General features: G+C 32.7%; 4 protein-coding genes. 2 read left to right on the forward strand and 2 right to left on the reverse strand.

Translation table 11 applies throughout. From position 1 onward, the window contains the following. A partial coding sequence (locus KHW44_RS06595) for a ZIP family metal transporter (RefSeq protein ID WP_304067489.1) occupies window positions 1-730 on the forward strand: 730 nt, incomplete at its 5' end. Window positions 731-776: 46 nt separating this feature from the next. Here KHW44_RS06595 and nox read toward each other — a convergent pair. Continuing rightward, window positions 777-2,114, reverse strand: coding sequence for a H2O-forming NADH oxidase (nox, locus tag KHW44_RS06600; protein WP_304067492.1), 1,338 nt, complete (start codon window positions 2,112-2,114; stop codon window positions 777-779). Window positions 2,115-2,294: 180 nt separating this feature from the next. Here nox and KHW44_RS06605 point away from each other — a divergent pair, with 180 nt between their 5' ends. Continuing rightward, window positions 2,295-4,247 (forward strand): fructose-1,6-bisphosphatase, encoded by a 1,953-nt coding sequence (locus KHW44_RS06605; protein WP_304067495.1) that lies wholly within the window; start codon window positions 2,295-2,297, stop codon window positions 4,245-4,247. A 46-nt stretch (window positions 4,248-4,293) separates the two neighbouring features. Here the strand turns inward: KHW44_RS06605 and lepB are convergent. Next, on the reverse strand, window positions 4,294-4,621 hold a 328-nt coding region (gene lepB / locus KHW44_RS06610), incomplete at its 5' end, for a signal peptidase I (protein WP_304067498.1).

Consider the following 4,621-nt stretch of genomic DNA (forward strand, 5'->3'; position numbering starts at 1 on the left):
AGTTCCTGGTCTTCTAACCGGAGTAGGAGCAATCCCTGTTTTTTTCACAAGAAATGTAAGTCAAGGTAAGTTAGATGTATTTTTAGGGGCAGCTGCAGGCGTCATGCTTTCTGCAACTTGTTTTTCATTAATTTTACCTAGTATCGAAGAAAACGGTGGAGGTTTTAGAGGAGTTTTAATCTCTTCACTTGGAATTTTAGCTGGAGCTGTATTTTTAGATTTGATTGACAAATACTCTCCTCATGAGCATTTATTGGACAAAAGAGTTGAAGGGAATCCTTCAGATTCTTTGAAAAAAATATGGTTGTTTGTAATTGCGATTACAATTCACAATTTCCCAGAAGGTATGGCAACTGGAGTTGGTTTTGGAGGAGATTCAGTAGCAAACGGTCTTCCTATCGCAATAGGAATTGGTCTACAAAATATGCCTGAAGGTTTAGCTGTAGCTTTGTCTTTGGTTAGAGAAAATTACACGGTCAAAAAAGCATTCTTAATCGCATTATTTACAGGATTAGTAGAACCAATTGGAGCGTTTTTAGGTTACGGACTTGTAACTTGGTTCTCGCCTATTTTGGGATTTATTTTGGCTTTTGCAGGAGGGGCGATGCTTTTTGTAATTAGCGACGAAATTATTCCTGAAACTCACAGCAACGGATATGAACGCCAAGCGACTTATGGAATTATAATTGGATTTATTATAATGATGATTTTAGATGTTGCTCTTGGCTAAATAAAAAAGCGGCTACTTGTATTAAAAGTAGTCGCTAATTTTTTGATTATAAAGCTTGAATAGCTGCCATAGTTACATAGTTATATGGTTGATTGTAATGTGGCAAGAAGAATATATCAGTAAGAGCTAGTTTGTCGATTGTAACGTGTTCTTGAATTGCCAAGCTGAACATGTGAATCATCATTGAAATATCATATTCGCTCATTATTTGGCAACCTTTGATTTCGCGTGAATTTTTATCGTAAACAATTCTGATAGTAACTTCTTTGTTGTTTTCTTCCATAAATGGTGGTTTTTGTAAATCTGTGAAATCAGTGTATTCAACTTCCATTCCTAATTTTTCAGCATTTCTAACTGTCAAACCTGTTGATACCATGCACAAATCGTAAATTTTAATTCCGTTTGATCCTTGCACACCGTTTGATTCTAATTTTGTTCCACAAACATTGTGACCAGCAACTATACCACTTCTTACAGCGTTTGTAGCTAATGCAACGTATTCAAATTTTCCTGTTGCGTTGTTGAAAATAACTGTTGAATCTCCAACTGCAAATACATTTTCATCTGAAGTTTGTTGATGTTTGTCAGTGATAATTGCTTTATGATCGTTCAATTTCAAATGATCTTTTGCAAGTGAACTATTTGGTTTGAAACCAATTGACATTACTACCATATCACAATCATATTCACCTTTATCAGTGATAACCTTGCTTACTTTTCCATCAGTTCCTTCTAATTTAACAACTTCTTCATTAAATACTAAATTAACTCCGTGATCTCTTAGGTTATCTTCCATTTTTTTGCAAAATTTATCATCATAATAACCTCTTAGCACTGTATTTCCATGTTCAATCAATGTAGATTCTTTGCCTAATCTCTTGAAAGCTTCCGCAAGTTCAGTACCTATGTAGCCAGCTCCTACTACTACAACTTTTTTGATTTCTTCGTGATTAATCTTGTCTATCACTGATTGTGCGTCTTGGAAAATTTTAACTTTTTGAACATTTTCCAAATCCATTCCTTCGATGTCTGGTAAAACTGGTTGAGATCCTGTAGCCAATACCAACTTGTCGTAAGATTCTTGAATTTCTTTTCCGTCTTTGTCCTTTGCATAGACAATTTTTTTGTCGTAGTCGATGTTTTCTACTTTTGTTTCCATGTGGACTGTAGCACCTTTTTGTTCGAAAACTTCTTTGCTACAATAAAATAATTTTTCTGGGCCTTTGATTTGCTTTCCAATCCACAACGCCATTCCACATCCTAAGAATGAAATATTGGAGTTTTGATCAAAAATTACTAATTCTTCATCTTTGTAATTATCCAATATTGTGTTCGCACAAGCTGTACCTGCATGGTTAGCTCCAATTAAAACTATTTTACTCATTATGTTTCCTCCTTTTTTATTTCCTACTAATATTGTAGGATTAATAAGTAAAAAAATATTTGTTTGATATTTAACAAATCTTTACGCTTATAATTATATCAAATTTATAATTATTTTTCAATAGGCAAACTATTTCTTTTTTTCAAAGTTCATATATAATAGTATTATGGAGGTAGAAAATTGAACAATTTAAAATACTTGAAATTACTTGCAAAAGAATTTCCTACGATTGAACAGGCTGCTAATAAAATAATAAGTTTGACTTCTTTGTCAGTGTTACCAAAAGGAACAGAGTACTTTTTATCTGATTTACACGGACAATACGATAGTTTCAATAGAATTATTAAAAGTGCTTCTGGTAATACCAGAATTAAAATTGACCTTGAATTCAAAGACAAATTATCTGAATCTAGAAAAAATCAGTTAGCCAATTTAATTTACGATCCTAAGACAATAATCAATATAACAAAGGAAAACGATGAATACACAGAAAAATGGATTAGAGACACGATTTTTTATCTGATAAGAATAGCAAAAAGAGTTGCCAGTAAATATTCTAGACAAAAAGTCAGAAATCAAACTCCTTTCTACTACAGAGATTTGATAGATGAAATGCTCAACATTCAATACGAATCTTTGAACAAAAAAGAATATTTCAATCAGCTTTTAGATAGCATCATTAAAATAGAAGTTAGCGAAGATTTTATAATAACTTTGTGTGAATTAATTCAAGATTTGAACATTGACTGGCTTCACATTGTCGGAGATATTTTCGACAGAGGAAAAAGGCCGGACATTATTATGGATACTCTTATTGCTAAAAAAGATGTGGATATTCAGTACGGTAACCACGATGTTACATGGATTGGAGCTTATCTTGGTAGTTATGTGAACGCGTGTAACGTCGTTAGAAATGCAATAAGTTACAATAATTTTCAATCTTTGGAAGATGGTTACGGAATTAATTTGAGATTATTGTCTACATTGGCAGACGAATCATATTATGATGATCCATGCGAAAGATTCAAAGTCAGAATCTTGGACGATAACAAACACTCAGAAACTGATTTGCTTCACGCTGCAAGAATGCACAAAGCAATTTCTATAATTCAATTCAAATTAGAGAACCAACTTTTCAAGAGAAATCCAGAATTTGAACAATTGGACAGATTATATCTTGAAAGAATTGATTTCAAAAATGGAATTTACAAGGATGCAAATGGTAAGCCTCATGCGCTATTGGATATAAAATTCCCTACAATTGATCCTGAAAATCCTCTTGAGTTAACACCAAGTGAACAAGAAGTTGTCGAATGCATTTCAAAATCCTTCAGAACAAGTCACAGATTAAAAGAACACATGGACTTTTTATTCTCATATGGTTCAGTGTACAAAATTGCAAACAGCAATTTGCTTTTCCACGGATGTATTCCTATGAATAAGGACGGTAGTTTTGAAGAATTCACTTATCAATCCAATACCTACAGTGGTAAATCACTTTTGGATTTCTTCGAAGGAATTATTAATTCAGCAAAAAACATGGATGATAATGACCCCGACAGACAAACAGCATTGGACTTTTTCTGGTATATGTGGTGTGGCCCAAAATCTCCTATGTTTGGAAAAAGTAAGATATCAACATTTGAAAACTTCTTCATAACTGACAAAGATGTCAGAAAAGAAGTAAGTAATCCTTATTTTAGTTTAAGCAAGATTGAAAAATATGCAGATAAAATATTTGAAGAATTCAATATGAATCCTGAAACATCTCACATAATTAACGGACACGTCCCAGTTAAAAGCATCAATGGAGAAAAACCAGTATCAGCTAATGGCAAAACTTATGTAATAGATGGTGGAATTTCAGAAGCTTACCAAAAGAAAACGGGAATTGCTGGATATACGTTGACATTTAATTCTCATCACTTAGCCATAGCAAAACACAAGAATTTCAAAGTAATGGAATCAGTTCACGGTGCATACACTCCTGAAGTTACAATCACGGAAGAATTCCCAAAAAGAATACTCATAAAAGATACCGATGAAGGAGAAGAAATCCTAGAACTTATAGAAGATTTGGAAAGTTTAATAGAAGCGTACAGAAGTGGCACAATTCAACAAAATTCAAACTAATGCCAATTAAAAAAACTAATCTTGGAAAATCCAAGATTAGTTTTTCTTATAATACACCAAATTTATTAAATGGAAAATATCTCAAAAAAGCTCTACCAACTATCGCCTTTTTCTTTATCGGTCCGAATATTCTGCTATCATTTGATTCTCGAGGAAGTCTATTATCCCCCAATACAAAATATTCATCTTCACCTAATTCCCATTTTGTTTCATTTCCTGAAACAAGAGTAGTCTGACTACTAGTATAATTTTCATTCAATTGTTTATTATTAACATATACTTTATTGTTTTTTAATTCAACAGTATCACCAGGTAATGCTACAATTCTTTTGATGTAGTCACGACCAGATTTATCCGGAGCGTGAAGTTCTATA

The sequence above is a fragment of the Finegoldia magna genome, from assembly GCF_018371055.1.
Lineage (GTDB): Bacteria > Bacillota > Clostridia > Tissierellales > Peptoniphilaceae > Finegoldia > Finegoldia magna_I.